We start from the raw sequence: 14,632 nt of genomic DNA on the forward strand, positions 1-14,632 counted from the left end.
GATTTGTCTAAGAAAAGATTGTACGAAATCGCAAAAGAACTTGGAAAAGAAAGTAAAGAAGTTGTAGCGCGTGCAAAAGAGTTGGGCTTGGATGTAAAAAGCCACTCATCAAGTGTGGAGGAAGCAGCTGCTTCAAAAATCGTAGCAAGTTTTAAACCTGCTCCTGCTCCAAAGGTAGAGTCGAAACCTGTGGCTCCAAAGCCAGTTGACGCTAAGGAAGAGGCAAAACCAGCAGCAGCTGTTGCCCCTAAAGAAGAAAAAGTGGCACCAGCAAAACCGCAGAGTCGAAACTTTAAGGCTGAGCGTGAAGCACGTGCAAAAGAGCAGGCTGAACGACGCAAGCAAAATAAGGGTAATAACCGTGACCATCAACAAAATGGGAATCGTCAAAAAAATGATAACCGTAATGGTGGTAAACAAGGCCAAGGCAATCGTGACAACCGTCGATTCAATGATCAAGGTAAAAAACAACAAGGTCAGCAAAATCGCGGAAATGATCGCCGCAAGCAAGAGGACAAACGTCCAAATCAAGCAGGCCCACGTGTTGACTTTAAAGCCCGTGCAGCTGCTCTAAAGGCAGAGCAAAATGCAGAATATGCTCGTTCAAGTGAGGAACGCTTCAAGCAAACTCAAGCAGCTAAAGAAGCCTTGGCCCAAGCAAACAAACGCAAGGAACCTGAGGAAATCTTTGAAGAAGCTGCTAAGTTAGCTGAACAAGCGCAGCCAGTTCAACCAGTGGTTGAAGTTGCTCCTGCAGCTAAAGAACCTGTAGTGGATACACGTCGTAAGAAACAAGCCCGACCAGACAAAGATCGTGATGATTACGATCACGAAGAAGATGGTCCTAGAAAACAACAAAAGAATCGAAGTAGTCAAAATCAAGTGAGAAATCAAAGAAATAGTAACTGGAACAATAACAAAAAGAATAAAAAAGGCAATAACAAAAATAACCGTAATCAGGCACCAAAACCTGTTACAGAGCGTAAGTTCCATGAATTGCCAACAGAATTTGAATATACAGATGGTATGACCGTTGCGGAAATCGCAAAACGTATCAAACGCGAACCAGCTGAGATTGTTAAGAAACTCTTCATGATGGGTGTGATGGCGACACAAAACCAGTCCTTGGACGGTGAAACAATCGAACTCCTCATGGTAGATTACGGTATTGATGCGAAACAAAAGGTTGAAGTCGACAATGCTGATATCGAACGTTTCTTTGCTGAAGAGGGTTATCTCAATGAAGATGAACTTGTAGAGCGTCCACCAGTTGTAACGATCATGGGACACGTTGACCATGGTAAAACAACCCTTTTGGATACCCTTCGTAATTCTCGTGTTGCAACAGGTGAAGCCGGTGGTATCACTCAGCATATCGGTGCCTATCAGATTGAGGAAAATGGTAAGAAGATTACCTTCCTTGATACACCAGGACACGCAGCCTTTACCTCTATGCGTGCGCGTGGTGCCTCTGTTACCGATATTACCATCTTGGTCGTAGCGGCAGATGACGGGGTAATGCCTCAAACTATCGAAGCCATCAACCACTCAAAAGCAGCTAATGTCCCAATCATCGTAGCTATCAATAAAATCGATAAACCAGGTGCTAATCCAGAACGTGTTATCGGTGAATTGGCTGAACATGGTGTTATGTCAACAGCTTGGGGTGGCGATTCTGAGTTTGTAGAAATCTCAGCTAAATTCAACCAAAATATCGATGAACTATTGGAAACTGTTCTACTTGTGGCTGAAATCCAAGAACTCAAAGCAGATCCAACAGTTCGTGCCATTGGTACTGTTATCGAAGCCCGCTTGGATAAAGGAAAAGGTGCAGTTGCGACCCTCCTTGTCCAACAAGGTACTTTGAACGTTCAAGATCCAATCGTTGTCGGAAATACTTTCGGACGTGTCCGTGCTATGACCAACGATCTCGGACGTCGTGTCAAGGTCGCAGGCCCATCAACACCTGTATCGATCACTGGTTTGAACGAAGCACCAATGGCGGGTGACCACTTTGCTGTTTACGAAGATGAAAAATCTGCGCGTGCAGCTGGTGAAGAACGTGCCAAACGTGCTCTTATGAAGCAACGTCAAGCTACTCAACGTGTTAGCCTTGAAAACCTCTTTGATACCCTTAAAGCAGGAGAACTCAAGTCAGTTAACGTCATCATCAAAGCCGACGTACAAGGTTCTGTTGAGGCTCTCTCTGCATCACTTCAAAAGATTGATGTGGAAGGCGTTAAAGTAACCATTGTTCACTCAGCAGTTGGTGCTATCAATGAATCTGACGTGACTCTTGCCGAAGCTTCAAATGCCTTTATCGTTGGTTTCAACGTGCGTCCTACACCACAAGCTCGTCAACAAGCAGAAGCCGACGATGTAGAAATCCGTCTCCACAGCATCATCTACAAGGTGATTGAAGAGATGGAAGAAGCCATGAAAGGGATGCTTGACCCAGAATTTAAAGAAAAAATTATTGGTGAAGCGATCATCCGCGAAACCTTCAAGGTATCTAAAGTGGGAACAATCGGAGGATTCATGGTTACCAGCGGTAAAGTTACCCGTGACTCTAAAGTCCGTGTTATCCGTGATGGTGTTGTTATTTACGATGGCGCTCTAGCTAGCTTGAAACACTATAAAGATGACGTTAAAGAAGTTACAAACGGCCGTGAAGGTGGTCTTATGATTGATGGCTACAATGATATTCAGATGGATGATGTGATTGAAGCCTACATCATGGAAGAAATCAAACGATAATAGAGAAACGATAGCCGATTTGACTCGTCGTCAACAGTGCCTTGATGAACCCGTAGTTCTATCTAAGGCTTGTTTCCTAGATTCAAATGGCTCTAGTTCCTCTATCTAATAGACAAAGCTAGGTCTGCTGGCCTAGCTTTTGGTTCAATTTAGAGAAAGGAAAAAAGCATGGCAAATCATTTCCGTACGGATCGTGTGGGCATGGAGATCAAGCGCGAAGTCAACGAGATTTTGCAAAAGAAAGTCCGTGATCCACGTGTCCAAGGTGTGACTATCACTGATGTTCAGATGCTAGGTGACTTGTCTGTTGCTAAGGTCTACTACACTATTTTGAGTAACCTGGCTTCAGATAATCAAAAAACTCAAGTCGGACTTGAAAAAGCAACTGGTACTATCAAACGTGAACTTGGTCGTAATTTGAAATTGTACAAAATTCCAGACTTAACTTTCGTCAAAGACGAATCCATCGAATATGGAAACAAGATTGACGAGATGCTACGCAATCTGGATAAACATTAAGCAGAAAGAGGGGCAACCCTCTTTTTTGTGGCTATAAGTCGGTCATTGTCTAGTCAGATTATATAAATAGAAATTCAGAAAATAAAATAAATCTTGAAAATATCATTTATTCCATAAATATGATAAGATAAAGCTTGATATGAATGAAAAATGGAGATAGAGATGGCTAAAGAAGATGTGGCGATGCAAGTGTTGCAACAGGTAGTAAAACTTCCTGTCGTTAAAGTGAACCGGTCAAAATTTTTAATGGACAAATTCTCTAAGGAAGTGGCTTCAAAGGATATTCCTAGATTATTGGATGAAGGGCCGACAGCTTTATTACCTCAGAAAACCTTAGATCGAGTGGCCAATGCCTGTATTAGAGATAATGTATTGTTAGCAAGTGGGACATCTGTTTTGGCTGGATTACCTGGAGGTATTGCCATGGCCGTTACAATTCCGACAGATGTAGCCCAGTTTTACGCATTTTCACTGAAACTAGCTCAGGAGCTAGGCTATATTTACGGCTATGATGATCTCTGGGCTTCACGAAATGAGCTGAGCGAAGAAGCTAAAAATACCCTCTTGCTCTATCTGGGAGTGATGTTGGGAGTAAATGGTGCGGGAGCTCTCCTTCGTTCTGGTGGTGTTACAGTTGCTAAGCAAGTGATGAAAATCGTGAATAAAAAGGCTTTAACAAAGACTCTTTGGTATCCAATTTTGGAAAAAGTTCTGAAAATCTTTGGAGTGAATCTGACCAAGGGAGGATTGGCTAAGGGGATGGGGAAAGTTATTCCTATCTTAGGTGGAGTCCTATCAGGTGGCTTAACCTTTGCGACCATGAAACCCATGGGAGAAAGATTGCAAAAAGAATTGTCCAAATTGATTAACTACGATGAAGCACAATATCAAAGAGATGTTGCCACTATCCGAAAAGAAGTGGAAATCATAGAAGGAGATTGACATGGGGAACATAACAGTACTGGCCAAAACCTACGGTAATTATCTTCTAACAAGGCAAGCTTTAAAAGTTGCAGAAACCATAAAAAAAGATGAAAACACAGTCGTTAGTTTGGGAAAATTATTTCTCGTAGATAAGCTTATGGATACAGCTACTTGGTTGATGAAGCCGGAGGATAAAGAATGAAATCTTTTTGGAGGTTCTTCACTCTTCTTTTTATAACACCAATTGTTGGTTTGATAAAAATTCTATGGTTCCTAATCTCTTTTGCCTTCCAATTACTGTTCTATAGGATTCTTTTCAAGATCATAGATTGGTTTTTCAAACTTCTCTGATGATCATGGTAAGGATAAGACTTTGAGGTTTTACTAGGAAAAGTCTATATAATTGGAAATAATGAAATTATACGAAATAAACTGGCAAGTCTTCTACTGCTAGTTTTTTAATCTTTGCCCTTGTGGTATAATAAAAAAGAAAAAAACTGTTAGAGAATATGATGGAGGTTATGATGGACAATATCATTGATGTATCTATTCCTGTTGCGGAAGTTGTGGACAAGCATCCAGAAGTTTTAGATATCCTAGTAGAACTCGGTTTTAAACCTCTTGCAAATCCTTTGATGCGAAATACAGTCGGACGAAAAGTATCGCTCAAACAGGGGTCTAAACTGGAGGGAACTCCTATGGATAAGATTGTGCGCACACTTGAAGCAAATGGTTACGAAGTGATTGGAATAGACTAATGGCAGATGAACGTATTCATGTCCTACGGGATATTTTATTAGAATTGCATAATGGAGCCTCCCCTGAATCCGTTCAGGAACGCTTTGATGCAACCTTTACAGGTGTATCAGCTATCGAGATTTCTCTCATGGAGCACGAGTTGATGAACTCTGACTCAGGTGTGACATTTGAAGACGTCATGGAGCTCTGTGATGTGCATGCTAATCTCTTTAAGAATGCTGTTAAGGGTGTCGAAGTTGAAGATACCGAGCATCCAGGTCATCCTGTACGTGTTTTTAAGGATGAAAATCTAGCCCTCCGTGCTGCCTTGATTCGTGTTCGAAGATTGTTAGACACATATGAGTCTATGGAAGACGAGGAAATGCTTGCAGAGATGCGTAAGGGGTTGGTTCGTCAGATGGGGCTTGTAGGTCAGTTCGACCGTCACTACCAGCGTAAGGAAGAACTCTTCTTTCCTATCATGGAGCGTTATGGACATGATTCGCCTCCAAAAGTCATGTGGGGAGTCGATGACCAGATTAGGGAACTCTTTCAAACAGCTTTAGCGGCAACTAAGTCGCTCCCAGAAGTGCCAATTTCCGCCGTAAAGGAAGCTTTTGAAGCTTTTGCGACTGAATTTGAGAGTATGATTTTCAAGGAAGAGTCCATCCTCCTCATGATTCTGCTCGAATCCTTCACCCAGGATGACTGGATTCAGATTGCAGAGGAAAGTGATGCTTATGGCTATGCCATTATCCGTCCGTCTGAGAAATGGGTTCCTGAACGTCAAAGTTTTGTTGAGGAAAAAAGTGTAGAAGAACCAACTCAGCCAGAAACTGTAGATGGACAGGTTCAACAAGTGATTGATACGCCAGAAGGTCAGTTTACTATCACCTTCACACCTAAGGAAAAGGAAGCGGTAGTAGATCGCCATAGTCAACAGGCTTTTGGTAATGGCTATCTCTCAGTCGAGCAGGCTAATCTTATTCTCAACCATCTGCCAATGGAAATTACCTTTGTTAATAAGGATGATATTTTCCAGTATTACAATGACAATACGCCAGCAGATGAGATGATTTTCAAGCGGACACCTTCTCAAGTCGGGCGCAATGTTGAGCTTTGTCACCCGCCCAAGTACCTTGATAAGGTAAAGACCATTATGAAAGGTCTTCGTGACGGGGTCAAGGACAAGTATGAGATGTGGTTCAAGTCCGAGTCACGAGGTAAGTTTGTCCATATCACCTATGCTGCAGTACACGATGAAAATGGAGAATTTCAAGGTGTATTGGAGTATGTTCAGGATATCCAGCCTTACCGTGAGATTGATACAGACTATTTCCGTGGATTAGAATAAGGAGAAAAAATGAGTTACGAACAAGAATTTATGAAAGAATTTGAAGCCTGGGTTAATACCCAGATTATGATTAATGATATGGCTCTCAAGGAAAGCCAAAAGGTCTATGAAGAAGACCAAGATGAGCGTGCTAAAGATGCTATGATTCGCTATGAAAGCCGCTTGGATGCCTACCAGTTCTTGCTAGGCAAATTTGAAAACTTCAAGGCAGGCAAGGGGTTCCATGAATTGCCGGAAGGTTTATTTGGTGAGAGACATTATTAAGAGCTATAAAAAAAGTGTGGTCTATAAACCGCACTTTTTACATATGATGCGTATGCTTGGTAATCCATTGTTCTGTTTTTATTTTTAACCAAAATGAATAGATTCCAAGAGTGATAATTGTCAGTAAGAACCATTTGATCCAATTTCCAAATAACTGGGTGCCAGTTCCATCAAAGTATAAACGTTGACCATCGATGCCAGTATGTCGGACTTTCCAATCTTGCATAAAACAAACGGCCCAAGGTGTGGCAATTCCTAGAGTTAAGGCGATGATGAAAAAAGCGACAATTGAGTGCCCGATAAAGCTGAGTAATCCACCGTCAAAATAACTTTCTTTGTTCATATAGAGTCTCCTTAGAATTTTATGGATAAGTAAATCATTACTTTGAGGTGTTGTACCATAGGAGGAGATAGGAGTCAATATTTCTTGAAATGAGGTACATATAGTTCAAACGAAAATAGCATTCACGATTTGTCCTACTTATCTTTTTGTGTTACAATGTTAGCATGAAAACGAAAAATATCATTAAAACAGGTTTGGCATTAGTAGGCCTCGGAGCACTTGCTTTTGGAGCTAAGAAAGTAGCTGATGACCATAAACTCATGAAAACGCAGGAAGAGTTGACCGCTATTGTGCGTGACTCCTTTTCAGAGATGGGTGAAATTGCGACTCTCTATGTCCAAGTCTACGAAAGTAGCTTAGAGCGTCTCGTTGGTGGTGTCATTTTTGAGGATGGTCGTCACTATACCTTTGTCTATGATGATGATGCTCTCATCTATGAGGAGGAAATCTTATGATAAATCCTCATAGTTTGGAAGAACTAGCTAATCTAGTTGAACGGGATGGCAAGAAGGTCTTCCTTTTTATTGCGGATTGGTGTGGCGATTGTCGTTATATCTACCCTGCTTTGCCAGAGATTGAAGAATCAAATCCAGAGTTTACCTTTATACGAGTAGACCGTGATGAGTACATGGAACTAGCTAAACTTTGGGATGTTTACGGGATTCCAAGTCTTGTTGTTTTAGACAAGGACAAGGAGATTGGGCGCTTTGTCAATCGTGACCGTAAAACCAAGGCACAAATTAACGACTTTTTAGCAGGATTAAAATAGGAGAAAAGAAAGAATGATTTTTACATATAACAAAGAACATGTTGGTGATGTCCTTATGGTCATCGTGAAAAACAGTGGCGATGCCAAACTAGATGTTGAACGTAAAGGCAATGTGGCGCGTGTTTTCCTAAAGGAAACAGGTGAAACTGTTGCTTGGAATATTTTTGAAGTTTCTAGCTTATTCGAAATTGAGGAACGTGGCCAAGTATTCTTGACAGACGACCAAGTAGCTCATTTGAACCAAGAATTGCAAGCTCAAGATTTTACCGAAGAGATTATCAATGACAAGGAACCGAAATTTGTGGTTGGAGAAATTGTAGAGATGGTGGCACATCCAGATAGTGATCACTTGAACATCTGTCAAGTTGCTGTTGGGAATGACAAAACAGTACAAATCGTGGCAGGTGCTCCAAATGCGCGTCTTGGTTTGAAAACCATTGTAGCTCTTCCAGGAGCTATGATGCCAAAAGGCAATCTCATTTTCCCAGGGGAACTTCGTGGTGAAAAGAGTTTTGGCATGATGTGTAGTCCTCGTGAATTGCATTTGCCAAATGCTCCACAAAAACGTGGTGTCATTGAATTGTCCGAAGACCAAGTTGTTGGAACTCCATTTGACCCAGCAAAACACTGGACAGCTTAAATTTGTTAAGTTAGATAGGAGAAAGTAAGATGGCAAAAAATGTTGTGATAACAGGTGCAACATCAGGTATTGGTGAAGCTATTGCGCGTGCCTATCTAGAAAAAGGTGAGAATATTGTTCTCACAGGACGTCGAACAGAAAGACTTGAAGCTCTCAAAACTGAGTTCGCAGAAATCTTTCTAAATCAAAAAGTTTGGACCTTTCCTTTAGATGTTACGGATATGCGCATGGTTAAGACTGTCTGTTCAGATATTCTAAAAACTGTGGGTCAGATTGATATATTGGTCAATAACGCTGGACTTGCTTTAGGCTTAGCTCCCTATCAGGATTATGAAGAGTGGGATATGCTGACCATGCTGGATACCAATGTCAAGGGCCTGATGGCTGTTACTCGTTGTCTCTTGCCTTCTATGGTGACTGCAAATCAAGGCCATATCATTAATATGGGTTCAACCGCAGGTATTTACGCTTACGCTGGTGCAGCAGTCTATTCAGCAACCAAGGCTGCAGTCAAAACCTTTTCAGATGGACTACGGATTGATACCATTGCGACTGATATCAAGGTGACAACCATTCAGCCTGGTATTGTAGAGACTGATTTTTCAAAAGTCCGTTTCCATGGAGATGAGGCACGGGCTGCGACGGTCTATCAGGGGCTCGAAGCCTTGCAAGCACAAGACATCGCTGATGCCGTTGTTTATGTGACCAGTCAACCACGTCGTGTGCAAATTACAGATATGACCATCATGGCCAATCAACAAGCAACTGGATTTATGATTCACAGAGATTAACATTATTTAAAAAAGTTACAAATTTTGTAACTTTTTTCTTTTACCTTCGAATAGATAAGTAGGAGGATGAAAAAATGTATAATAAAGTTATTATGATCGGACGTTTGACGTCTACACCAGAGTTGCACAAAACCAACAATGATAAGTCTGTTGCACGAGCAACTATCGCAGTGAATCGCCGTTATAAAGATCAAAATGGGGAACGTGAAGCAGACTTCATCAATATTGTGGTCTGGGGAAAATTGGCTGAAACCTTGGCTAGTTATGGAAGCAAGGGTAGTCTCATTTCTGTGGATGGGGAACTTCGTACCCGTAAGTTTGAGAAGAATGGCCAGACCAACTATGTAACAGAAGTTCTCTGTACAGGTTTCCAACTCTTAGAAAGCCGTGCCCAACGTGCTATGCGTGAAAATAATGCAGGACAAGACTTAGCAGATTTGGTCTTGGAAGAAGAGGAACTTCCATTTTAATATCAATCAAATAGAAGAGCTGGTTCGCCTATAGACCAGCTTTTTCTATTGTTTTTGTGCTATTGTTCGGAAATTAATTCTTAAATAGGTCAAATAAATGCACTTGTACAATAAAATCAAGCACTTTTTTTGAAAAAGTAGTAGAATAAAGTAATATATATTCAAAATTTTCAGAAAAGGAATGAAATTTGACGAAAAATAAAGAGAAAATAGAATTGTTGAAATGGCTGATAAAGCGTCTATTACTGCTGATTCCAGTGGTCTGTGTTCTCTTATGGGTTTTCGGCCGTTGTCAAACAAGTGGCATCAAGGATCAGACTAAAATTGGTGTCACCTATATGACCATGAACAATGGGTTCTATAAAAGTATTCATTCGGAAATTAGTCGAATTGCCGATGAAAGAGGAGCTCTTGTTTATGTCCGAGATCCAGAATTGGACGAAGAAAGACAGAGCCAACAGATTGATGATTTTTGTGCTCAAAAAGTTGATATGATAGTGATCAATCCGGTCAAGGGGGATAGCCAGTCAATTTTAACTGCTCTTGAAAAAGCTAGAAAACAAGGAATTAAAATCATTGCGGTCGATACCCAACTGAAGAATTTTAAGCCAGATGCAAGTATTGTATCCGATAACTACCAAGCGGGAGTATTGATTGCTAAAGAGTTGATGAAACGTTCTTCTAGTGCTCGGGTCCTCCTTTTGGAACATAAGGGGACTGTTTCAGCAGATACGCGGATTCAGGGCTTTAAAGACACTATTGAGGGGCACAGTTCTTATCAGATTGTATCGGAACTGGAAACCAAGGGGCAAACGGAAATCGCCATGCCGGCTGTCCAGAATTTTTTACAATCAGGGGTTGAAATTGATACCTTGGTTGCCTTAAATGATCGCTCAGCTATAGGAGCTCTGGCTGCAATTAAGGAGCAAGGAATAACTTACCCCATTGCGATTTATGGAATCGATGGTTCACCAGATATGAAATCTTTGTTGCACTCGACGGATGATGTTGTGGGAACCGTTGCTCAGTCTCCTTTGAAAATGGGAGACCGCGTGATGGAGGTCATTCAAGATATTGCTGAAGGGAAGAGCTATACCAAAGAGGTGAGCATTCCAGTTGAAATGATGACAAAGGAAAACATTGATCAGTTTGATGTGAATGGGTGGCAGTAATGAGAAAGTTTAGAGGTGTTCGATACAGTTTGGCCATTCTTATGGTCGTCAATTTTATCGCTGTTATGCTAAACAGTATCATCTATCTTCAAGCAACCAACTATATCATAGCTCAACGCCAAGCCTCTCTATTATTAGAGCGTCTAGAGCGTATTCCCTTTGCTCCATCTACGACTTTTTGGTTGTCTGCAGTTTTGTTTGCTGGGATTGCTTTGATATCGATGAGTCGATATCGGCCTCAAACGAGTCGATGGTCTATTTTTGATAAGAGGAATATTCTGGAGATTCTCCTGATGCTGCTTCTGATGTGGGTTCAAAATGTAGCTTATAACGGGCTCATTCTCTTGGTTTTTGCGGATATCTTCTATGGTTCCAAAGAGTTGAATACCAAGAGAGATCGGAAGTATTGGTTTGCCTTTATCCTAGTGAGCTTCTTGATGCTCCTTGTGACAAATTCAGATGTCTTTTCGCTTTTCTTCCCGATTCCGTCCTTAGATGTCTATATTCATTTTTATCCTGAATCTATCCGCATTCTGGCCTTTTTCTTAAAGAATTCCCTTTATGCCTCGAATATGGTACTCTTCATTATTTCACTTTTGTTTTATATTATGAACGTCCTTGCGGAAAACCACGAAGTAGAGGAAGAATTGGCTATGGTGTCCAAGGTTAATACGGAGTTGAACAATTATATGGCCTTGTCTGAGAAGATTGCAGAGGATCGGGAGCGTAAGCGGATTGCTCGTGAGATTCATGATACTCTGGGGCACGCACTAACAGGCATCTCAGCAGGTTTAGATGCTGTTGGGGTCTTGATCGATATCGATCCAAATCGAGCAAAAGAGCAGGTGAAAAACGTATCAGAAGTGGTCCGTGAAGGAATCCAAGATGTGAGAGGTTCTCTTAATCGTCTTCGTCCGGGAGCCCTTGAGGGACGAACTCTCAAAGATGCTTTAGAAAAGACCATCCGCGAGTATCAAATTCTTTCCAACTTACAAGTTGATCTAAACTACGAATGGGTAGATGTCGATATGGATGTCATGATTGAAGATACGATCTTTCGTGTGATTCAAGAGTCTATGACCAATGCGGTTCGCCACGGTCACGCCAGCCAACTAAAACTCCATTTTTTTGAGGATAAAGAGAATTATTTGATCGCTCTGCAAGATAATGGAGTTGGGTTTGAAACCTTAACTTATGGTTATGGACTCAAACAGATGATGGAGCGTATTTCAATTCTAGGAGGCCAGCTTCAATTTGAAAGTCGCGATGGATTTTTCACACGTGTCAGTTTACCAAAATATAAAGAGGGGAGATAAGATATGGTGATAAAAGTAATGGTGGCAGATGACCAAGCCTTGATTCGAGAATCTTTGAAAATTATTTTGTCGGCTCACTCCGACATCGAAGTGGTAGCTACAGTGGAAGATGGGAATCATGTCTTGTCCAGCATTCCACAGACGCATCCGGATCTGATCCTGATGGATATTCGGATGCCAGGCATGGATGGGGTTTTGGCTACAAAAGAAGTAAAAGAACACTATCCGGATATCAAAATTATTATTTTAACAACTTTTGACGATGATGAATTTATCTATAGTGCACTCAAGTATGGTGCTTCAGGATATCTCTTAAAGGGAGCCTCGACAGAAGAGCTCTATGAGGCTATTAAGGTGGTGCATCAGGGTGGAGCTATGATCAATCCCAATATCGCAAGCAAGGTCTTTCAGATCTTCTCTCAAATGGCCAAATCGAATTTCTCTATTGCTGTGGATGAGGACAATGTCAAGGATTTGAGCACGACAGAATGGCGAATTATTCAAGAAGTCGGCTATGGCGAGTCAAACAAAGAAATTGCTGCAAAACTCTTCTTATCAGAAGGAACTGTGCGCAATTACTTATCAACGATTTTGGCGAAATTAAACCTAAGAGATCGAACGCAATTAGCAATTTGGTCAGTTCAAACAGGAGTGACTAGACGCGATTTTTCAAAAGGAAATACGGAATGAAATTAAACCGAAAGCATCTTTGTTGGGGAATCGTTCTCCTTTTTGTGGTCTCTGTGAGTACTGGTTTTTATTGGTGGAAACAACAACCGATCGTGCTCCATATAGGAGTTTATGCAGGATCTAGTTGGGATGTACCGACCAGTCAACGCTCCCATGCTTTGGATCTTGCGATTCAAAAATTTGAAAAGTCCCATCCTAATGTCCGTGTGGAATATGAAAATGGGATTCCACAGTCGGATTATTCAGACTGGCTCTCAGAAAAGATTGTTTCAGGAAAGACGCCGGATGTGTTTATGGTCTCTGAGCAAGATCTGTCCTTATTGGCGGCGCGTGGCGTTCTAGAAAAGTTAAATGGCTATATGAATCAAGAAGACCAAGCTGCTTTTTATCCTGTTGCATTTGAATCAGGTGTCTATCAGGGGCAATCCTATGCATTACCTTATGAAAGTAATCCTATTTTGATGTGTGTCAATAAAGATTTGCTGGACAAAGAAGGCATTGAGGTTCCCAAGGAAGGTTGGAGCTTGGAAGAGTTCCATACAATTTGTAAAAAACTAACCAAAGATACCAATGGAGATGGTCAATTGGATCAGTTTGGGAGTACAGAATATACCTGGAAAGAAGCTTTGGCAGCAAATGGGGGTAGTCTCTTTCAAGGAGGGATGCTCAAACTTACGGCTCCAGAAGTCAAAGAGTCTTTGACTTTTTTACAAAAATTGGAAGAGCTGAATAAGAACTATAAGGTAAGTTCCAAAGATTTTGACCAGGGGAAAGTCGCTTTTTATCCCATGACTTTGGCTCAATATAGAACCTATAAACCTTATCCTTACCATGTTTCAAAATATTCAAACTTCACCTGGACCTGTATCCCTATGCCTGCTAAGTCAAAAACTACCAAGGCGACTTTGGTTACGACGACTTCTTTTGCCATGTCTGCTCGGACTCCTCATTCCAAGTTAGCTTGGGAATTGATGCAATTGTTGACAGAAGATCCAGAAATTCAACAACTCCTCTTTGCTCAATCTCAAGGGATTTCCGTTATGCCACAGGTGGTCCAAAGTCAATCTAGTAAAGATCTTCTACAGGTAGATGATTTTGGCACGGATTCCTTGACCAATCAGACCTTGAACCGTATCATGGAACAAGCTGTTGAAAGTAGTCCCAAGAATGTCTCTAAAGAAATGTTGGAAAAGCTAGACTACTTGATTGGCAATGCTTTGCGCGATCAAGATGTCGAGAACCGCTTGCCTCAAATTCAGAGGGAAATTGAAAGTAGTCTTCAGGTAGGAGTTTAAAGAAAAATAAGATGACATTGTGTCAAGTGACAGATGTCATTTTTTTGTTGCTAAATGTCATGTTTATCATGTGACATTTGACAATATAAAAGCGCTTCCAAATATTCTACAATAGAGTCAAATAAAGGAGGCGTAGTAAAATGAAATACCTCATTTTAGTCAGTCATGGTGGATTGGCAGAAGGACTAAAAACATCGCTAGCTATGTTTGCTGGTGACAAGATGAATCAGGTCATCGCAGTTGGACTTAAAGAAGGAAAATCGGTCGATGACTTTGCAGTTGATTTTAGAGAGAGCATCTCAGAATTGACAGCAGATGATTCTGTGCTGGTCTTGGCAGACATTGTAGGTGGTAGTCCATTAACCACGGCAGCCACTGTCCTAGAAGAAGCTGGAAAGCTAGATGGAGCTTTGATCCTTGGTGGGATGAACCTCACCATGGCCTTGACAGCAGTTGTGATGAAGGATGTGTTGGATGGAGACGATTTGTCAGCAACTATCTTATCAGAAGCAAAATTTGCACTACAACCTTTTGAAGTTTCAGCCACTAGTGCTGAAGAAGATGATGACGATATTTAATAGGGAGGTACC

At 41.3% G+C, this 14,632-nt stretch carries 18 protein-coding genes; 17 read left to right on the plus strand and 1 reads right to left on the minus strand.

Annotation, left to right across the window (positions count from 1 at the left end; all coding sequences use genetic code 11):
* The first annotated feature begins 3 nt into the window (after positions 1 to 3).
* From infB to ACESOD_RS04705, 7 genes are all read left to right on the plus strand, one after another.
* Positions 4 to 2,757, plus strand: coding sequence for a translation initiation factor IF-2 (gene infB, locus ACESOD_RS04675; protein ID WP_373094297.1), 2,754 nt, complete (start codon positions 4 to 6; stop codon positions 2,755 to 2,757).
* A 168-nt stretch (positions 2,758 to 2,925) separates the two neighbouring features.
* Positions 2,926 to 3,276, plus strand: a complete 351-nt coding sequence (gene rbfA / locus ACESOD_RS04680; protein ID WP_373094299.1) for a 30S ribosome-binding factor RbfA — start codon at positions 2,926 to 2,928, stop codon at positions 3,274 to 3,276.
* 162 nt (positions 3,277 to 3,438) lie between these two features.
* Positions 3,439 to 4,218 carry a hypothetical protein gene (locus ACESOD_RS04685; RefSeq protein WP_373094301.1) on the plus strand — a complete coding sequence of 260 codons (780 nt, stop codon included), beginning with the start codon at positions 3,439 to 3,441 and terminating at the stop codon, positions 4,216 to 4,218.
* 1 nt (position 4,219) lies between these two features.
* Complete coding sequence (locus tag ACESOD_RS04690; protein WP_373094303.1) at positions 4,220 to 4,402, plus strand: hypothetical protein; 183 nt, start codon at positions 4,220 to 4,222, stop codon at positions 4,400 to 4,402.
* A gap of 322 nt (positions 4,403 to 4,724) precedes the next feature.
* Positions 4,725 to 4,958 (plus strand): DUF1858 domain-containing protein, encoded by a 234-nt coding sequence (locus ACESOD_RS04695; RefSeq protein ID WP_000368731.1) that lies wholly within the window; start codon positions 4,725 to 4,727, stop codon positions 4,956 to 4,958.
* Positions 4,958 to 6,292 carry a DUF438 domain-containing protein gene (locus tag ACESOD_RS04700; RefSeq protein ID WP_373094305.1) on the plus strand — a complete coding sequence of 445 codons (1,335 nt, stop codon included), beginning with the start codon at positions 4,958 to 4,960 and terminating at the stop codon, positions 6,290 to 6,292. Before ACESOD_RS04695 ends, ACESOD_RS04700 begins: the two co-directional genes overlap by 1 nt.
* Before the next feature lie 9 nt (positions 6,293 to 6,301).
* Entirely contained in the window at positions 6,302 to 6,556 is a 255-nt protein-coding gene (locus ACESOD_RS04705; RefSeq protein ID WP_061862687.1) for a DUF1912 family protein, read from the plus strand.
* 37 nt (positions 6,557 to 6,593) lie between these two features.
* Here ACESOD_RS04705 and ACESOD_RS04710 read toward each other — a convergent pair whose 3' ends face one another.
* On the minus strand, positions 6,594 to 6,899 hold the full coding sequence (locus tag ACESOD_RS04710; RefSeq protein WP_373094307.1) for a DUF898 family protein: 306 nt from the start codon (positions 6,897 to 6,899) through the stop codon (positions 6,594 to 6,596).
* 164 nt (positions 6,900 to 7,063) lie between these two features.
* Here ACESOD_RS04710 and ACESOD_RS04715 point away from each other — a divergent pair, with 164 nt between their 5' ends.
* The 10 genes from ACESOD_RS04715 (at position 7,064) to ACESOD_RS04760 (ending at position 14,620) form a co-directional block, all read left to right on the plus strand.
* Positions 7,064 to 7,354, plus strand: a complete 291-nt coding sequence (locus ACESOD_RS04715) for a DUF4651 domain-containing protein (protein WP_373094309.1) — start codon at positions 7,064 to 7,066, stop codon at positions 7,352 to 7,354.
* Complete coding sequence (locus tag ACESOD_RS04720; RefSeq protein WP_373094311.1) at positions 7,351 to 7,668, plus strand: thioredoxin family protein; 318 nt, start codon at positions 7,351 to 7,353, stop codon at positions 7,666 to 7,668. The genes ACESOD_RS04715 and ACESOD_RS04720 overlap by 4 nt, the downstream gene beginning before the upstream one ends.
* A gap of 13 nt (positions 7,669 to 7,681) precedes the next feature.
* Complete coding sequence (ytpR, locus tag ACESOD_RS04725; RefSeq protein WP_373094313.1) at positions 7,682 to 8,308, plus strand: YtpR family tRNA-binding protein; 627 nt, start codon at positions 7,682 to 7,684, stop codon at positions 8,306 to 8,308.
* A 29-nt stretch (positions 8,309 to 8,337) separates the two neighbouring features.
* Positions 8,338 to 9,099 carry an SDR family NAD(P)-dependent oxidoreductase gene (locus ACESOD_RS04730; RefSeq protein ID WP_373094315.1) on the plus strand — a complete coding sequence of 254 codons (762 nt, stop codon included), beginning with the start codon at positions 8,338 to 8,340 and terminating at the stop codon, positions 9,097 to 9,099.
* Between the two features lie 74 nt (positions 9,100 to 9,173).
* On the plus strand, positions 9,174 to 9,569 hold the full coding sequence (locus ACESOD_RS04735) for a single-stranded DNA-binding protein (RefSeq protein WP_000282453.1): 396 nt from the start codon (positions 9,174 to 9,176) through the stop codon (positions 9,567 to 9,569).
* 188 nt (positions 9,570 to 9,757) lie between these two features.
* Entirely contained in the window at positions 9,758 to 10,741 is a 984-nt protein-coding gene (locus tag ACESOD_RS04740; RefSeq protein WP_000164670.1) for a substrate-binding domain-containing protein, read from the plus strand.
* Positions 10,741 to 12,057: a sensor histidine kinase gene (locus ACESOD_RS04745; protein WP_049527044.1), complete on the plus strand. Its 1,317-nt coding sequence runs from the start codon at positions 10,741 to 10,743 to the stop codon at positions 12,055 to 12,057. The genes ACESOD_RS04740 and ACESOD_RS04745 overlap by 1 nt, the downstream gene beginning before the upstream one ends.
* A 6-nt stretch (positions 12,058 to 12,063) precedes the next feature.
* The gene (locus ACESOD_RS04750; RefSeq protein WP_006147185.1) at positions 12,064 to 12,747 is read left to right on the plus strand and encodes a response regulator transcription factor; all 684 of its coding nucleotides are present in this window, start codon (positions 12,064 to 12,066) and stop codon (positions 12,745 to 12,747) included.
* On the plus strand, positions 12,744 to 14,042 hold the full coding sequence (locus ACESOD_RS04755) for an ABC transporter substrate-binding protein (RefSeq protein ID WP_223140600.1): 1,299 nt from the start codon (positions 12,744 to 12,746) through the stop codon (positions 14,040 to 14,042). Before ACESOD_RS04750 ends, ACESOD_RS04755 begins: the two co-directional genes overlap by 4 nt.
* Positions 14,043 to 14,182: 140 nt before the next feature.
* Positions 14,183 to 14,620 (plus strand): PTS sugar transporter subunit IIA, encoded by a 438-nt coding sequence (locus ACESOD_RS04760; RefSeq protein WP_373094318.1) that lies wholly within the window; start codon positions 14,183 to 14,185, stop codon positions 14,618 to 14,620.
* Positions 14,621 to 14,632: the final 12 nt, after the last annotated feature.

This window comes from Streptococcus oralis (assembly GCF_964238205.1).
Classification (GTDB): domain Bacteria; phylum Bacillota; class Bacilli; order Lactobacillales; family Streptococcaceae; genus Streptococcus; species Streptococcus oralis_CZ.

What these genes read in the sequence shown, in the direction of transcription:
- rbfA (WP_373094299.1), top strand. Translation starts at nt 2,926, where the DNA reads ATGGCAAATCATTTCCGTACGGATCGTGTGGGCATGGAGATCAAGCGC.
- ACESOD_RS04685 (WP_373094301.1), top strand. Translation starts at nt 3,439, where the DNA reads ATGGCTAAAGAAGATGTGGCGATGCAAGTGTTGCAACAGGTAGTAAAA.
- ACESOD_RS04690 (WP_373094303.1), top strand. Translation starts at nt 4,220, where the DNA reads ATGGGGAACATAACAGTACTGGCCAAAACCTACGGTAATTATCTTCTA.
- ACESOD_RS04695 (WP_000368731.1), top strand. Translation starts at nt 4,725, where the DNA reads ATGGACAATATCATTGATGTATCTATTCCTGTTGCGGAAGTTGTGGAC.
- ACESOD_RS04700 (WP_373094305.1), top strand. Translation starts at nt 4,958, where the DNA reads ATGGCAGATGAACGTATTCATGTCCTACGGGATATTTTATTAGAATTG.
- ACESOD_RS04705 (WP_061862687.1), top strand. Translation starts at nt 6,302, where the DNA reads ATGAGTTACGAACAAGAATTTATGAAAGAATTTGAAGCCTGGGTTAAT.
- ACESOD_RS04710 (WP_373094307.1), bottom strand. Translation starts at nt 6,899, where the DNA reads ATGAACAAAGAAAGTTATTTTGACGGTGGATTACTCAGCTTTATCGGG.
- ACESOD_RS04715 (WP_373094309.1), top strand. Translation starts at nt 7,064, where the DNA reads ATGAAAACGAAAAATATCATTAAAACAGGTTTGGCATTAGTAGGCCTC.
- ACESOD_RS04720 (WP_373094311.1), top strand. Translation starts at nt 7,351, where the DNA reads ATGATAAATCCTCATAGTTTGGAAGAACTAGCTAATCTAGTTGAACGG.
- ytpR (WP_373094313.1), top strand. Translation starts at nt 7,682, where the DNA reads ATGATTTTTACATATAACAAAGAACATGTTGGTGATGTCCTTATGGTC.
- ACESOD_RS04730 (WP_373094315.1), top strand. Translation starts at nt 8,338, where the DNA reads ATGGCAAAAAATGTTGTGATAACAGGTGCAACATCAGGTATTGGTGAA.
- ACESOD_RS04735 (WP_000282453.1), top strand. Translation starts at nt 9,174, where the DNA reads ATGTATAATAAAGTTATTATGATCGGACGTTTGACGTCTACACCAGAG.
- ACESOD_RS04745 (WP_049527044.1), top strand. Translation starts at nt 10,741, where the DNA reads ATGAGAAAGTTTAGAGGTGTTCGATACAGTTTGGCCATTCTTATGGTC.
- ACESOD_RS04755 (WP_223140600.1), top strand. Translation starts at nt 12,744, where the DNA reads ATGAAATTAAACCGAAAGCATCTTTGTTGGGGAATCGTTCTCCTTTTT.
- ACESOD_RS04760 (WP_373094318.1), top strand. Translation starts at nt 14,183, where the DNA reads ATGAAATACCTCATTTTAGTCAGTCATGGTGGATTGGCAGAAGGACTA.